This window comes from Rhizobacter sp. P1_G5 (genome assembly GCF_056405435.1).
Map to the genome: position 1 here is coordinate 1 of NZ_JBFUCB010000683.1, position 3,080 is coordinate 3,080.

Genomic DNA, 3,080 nt, shown 5'->3' on the forward strand with positions numbered 1-3,080 from the left:
GTGCTGGCCGCCACGCAGCTCTGGTTCACCGGCTACAACCGGGTCGACAAGGCCACCCGCGTGTGGCTGTTCGCCGGCCTGCAGTTCGCGCGCGCGGCGGCCTTCGTCGTGCTGGTGCCGATCGTGCCGATCGGGGCCGCCGCGCTCGGTGCGCACGTGCTCGCCAAGTGGGTGCCGTACCACGTCTACCGGCTGAGCGGCAAGGCCTGGCCGGAGGCGCCTTTCCACCTGATCCGGTTGATGTTCTTCGTGGTGCTGGCCGCGCTGCTCACCTTCGCGCTCGGCTGGTCGGCGATCTTCAACGTGAGTGCGCTCGCGCTGCTGGTGTGGAACCTGTTCCGTGCGCAGCAGGAACTGGCGACGGCCATCGCGGCCGCGCGCCGCCTGGACCGGCCGCCCATGCCGCCGCCGTCATGAGCATCAGCGTGTGCATCGCGACCTACCGCCGGCCCGAGCGGCTCGGCGCGCTGCTGGACGACCTGGTCGCGCAGCAGTGCCTGCCCAGCCAGGTGGTGGTGGTCGACAACGACGCACGCGGCACGGCGCGTGCCGTCGTCGAGCGGCGGCGTGCGGCCGGTGCGCCGTTCGCGATCGACTACGACATCCAGCCCGAGCAGAACATCTCGCTGACGCGCAACCGCAGCGTCGAGTGCGCGCGCGGCGACTGGCTGGCGTTCATCGACGACGACGAACGCRCCCCGGTGGACTGGCTGCGCCGGCTGGCCGCGCCGGCGCGGCACGGCCGGGCCGACGGCGTGCTCGGGCCGGTGCTGCCGGTGCTGCCCGCCGATGCGCCGGGCTGGATCCGGCGCGGCCGCTTCTACGACTGGGCGCGCCAGCCGAGCGGTGCGCTCGTGCCGCCGAACCGGCTGCGCTTCGGCAACGTGCTGCTGCGCGGCGCGCTGCTGCGGGCGATGGCGCAGCCGTTCGACCCGGCCTACGGCCGCACCGGCGGCGAGGACGGCGACCTGCTCGGCCGGCTGGTGCAGCACGGCGCGCGCATCGTCTGGTGCGACGAGGCGGTGGTGCATGAGCCGGTCGAGGCGTCGCGGCTGTCGCTGCGCTGGCTGCTGCTGCGCGCGCTGCGCGGCGGGCAGGACCACGCGCGGCACCGCCTGAACGGCCGTTACGGGCCGCTCACGCGGGCCGGCCGGGTGCGATTCTTCGCGCGGGCGCTCGCGCAGTCGGTGCTGGCCGCGGGACTGGCGCTGCTCGCGTGGCCGGCCGGTCGCCACCGCGCGGTGCACTGGCTGCTGAAGGTCGCGGCCAACCTCGGGAAACTGTCGGTCTTCGCCGGCTGGCACTACCAGGAATATGGCGGCGTGGAACACCCTGGCGGTGCGGTATGAGGACGCCGGGCCGCCCCAAGTCCGAATACCGCAGTGCGAAGCACGGAGGCTCCCAATGAGCTGGCTGCTGCCGGCGCTGCTGTCGCTGCTGGCCGTTCCGGTGGCGGCCTGCTCGGCCTACCTGCTGCTGCTCACGCTGCTGTCGCAGGCGCCGGGCGCGGCGCGGCGCTCGTCGGGCCGGCTGTTCTTCGATGTGATCGTGCCGGCGCACGACGAGGCGGCGGTGATCGACGCCTGCCTGGCGAGCCTGCGGCGGCTGGACTGGCCGGCCGACCTGTACCGCGTGCTGGTCGTCGCGGACAACTGCAGCGACGACACCGCGGCGCGTGCGCGTGCCGCCGGCGCCGTCGTGCTGGAGCGGCACGACCCGCAACGCCGCGGCAAGGGCCATGCGCTGGCACACGCCTTCGCCGCCAGCCGCGCGCACGGGCTGGCGTATGCCGTCGTGGTGGTCGATGCCGATACCGAGGTGTCGCCCAACCTGCTGGAAGCCTTCGCGGCGCGCATCGAGGCCGGCGCGAGGGCGGTGCAGGCCTGCCACGGCGTGCTGAACGCGCAGGCCTCGTGGCGCACGCGGCTGATGGCGATCGCGCTGTCGTGCTTCCATCGCCTGCGCTCGCGCGCCCGCGAGCGGCTGCGGCTGTCGTGCGGCCTGCGCGGCAACGGCTGGTGCGTGACGCACCGCCTGCTGCGCCAGGTGCCGTACCGCGCCTTCGGACTGGCCGAGGACATCGAGTACGGCATCGCCCTCGGCCTGGCCGGGCAGCGCGTGCACTATGCCGACGAGGCGCGTGCCGACGGGCTGATGGTGTCGGGCGACGAGGCCGCCGCGAGCCAGCGCCTGCGCTGGGAAACCGGGCGCCGGCAGCTGGTGCGCGCGCGCGTGCGGCCGCTGCTGCGCGCGGCCCTGCGGACCGATGGCGCGGTCTGCCTGGACCTCGCGCTCGACCTGCTGGTGCTGCCCTTGTCGCAACTGGGCGCGAGCGCCGTGCTGCTGCTCGTGGCGGCGGGCCTCGCGTGGGCGTGGGATCCGGCGGCGCAGGGCTGGCTGTGGCTCGCGGCGGGCTGTGTCGCGAGCCTCGTCGCCTACGTGCTGCGCGGCTGGCAGCTCAGCGGCGTCGGGGTACGCGGCCTGCTCGACCTGCTGCGCGCGCCGTCGTTCGTGCTGTGGAAGCTGCTGCTGGTGCTGCGGGCGCGCGACAGCGCCGAATGGGTGAGGACGAAGCGGGAGCTGCCGTGAACGGGGCGGTGGCCGAGGCCCGGCGCCGGCACCTGGCGGTCGCGCGGCTGTTCAGCAGCTCGGTCGTCAGCCAGGCGGTGCTGTCGGCCGCGAGCTTCGCGATCGGGCTGCTGCTGATCCGCCACGCGGCGGCGGTGGAGTACGGCGCGTTCATCCTCGCGTCGAATGCGATCGCGCTGCTGGCCTCGCTGCAGAACGCGTTCTTCGGGCCGCTGCTGGCGAGCCGGCTGCACCGGCTCGACCGGGCAGGGCGGGCGCGGCTGGTCGGCGGGCTGTACCTGGCGCAGCGCCGCCTGCTGGGCGCGGTCGTCGCCGCGGCGGTGCTGGCGGCGTGCCTGCTGTGGGCCGCGGGCCGGCTGGAGGCGCGCACGGCTGCACTCGCCGGCGCGGCCGCGCTGGCCGCCTGCGTGGTGCTGAACCGCGACTACTTCCGCATGGTGCTGCTGGCCCACCGGCGCGCCACCGAGGTGCTGCAGGTCGACCTGCTGTAT

The 3,080-nt window shown here is 74.7% G+C and carries 3 protein-coding genes and 1 pseudogene; all 4 read left to right on the forward strand.

Annotated features, from left to right (window positions below; all coding sequences use genetic code 11):
- Positions 1 to 417 (forward strand): hypothetical protein (locus AC1D12_RS29395; RefSeq protein ID WP_477844723.1); only part of this gene is annotated, 417 nt, incomplete at its 5' end.
- Positions 414 to 1,349: a glycosyltransferase family 2 protein gene (locus tag AC1D12_RS29400; protein ID WP_477844725.1), complete on the forward strand. Its 936-nt coding sequence runs from the start codon at positions 414 to 416 to the stop codon at positions 1,347 to 1,349. The genes AC1D12_RS29395 and AC1D12_RS29400, both read left to right, overlap by 4 nt.
- Before the next feature lie 55 nt (positions 1,350 to 1,404).
- Entirely contained in the window at positions 1,405 to 2,589 is a 1,185-nt protein-coding gene (locus AC1D12_RS29405; protein ID WP_477844726.1) for a glycosyltransferase family 2 protein, read from the forward strand.
- Positions 2,586 to 3,080: pseudogene (locus tag AC1D12_RS29410) on the forward strand (lipopolysaccharide biosynthesis protein); the annotation flags it as partial. The gene AC1D12_RS29405 and the pseudogene AC1D12_RS29410, both read left to right, overlap by 4 nt.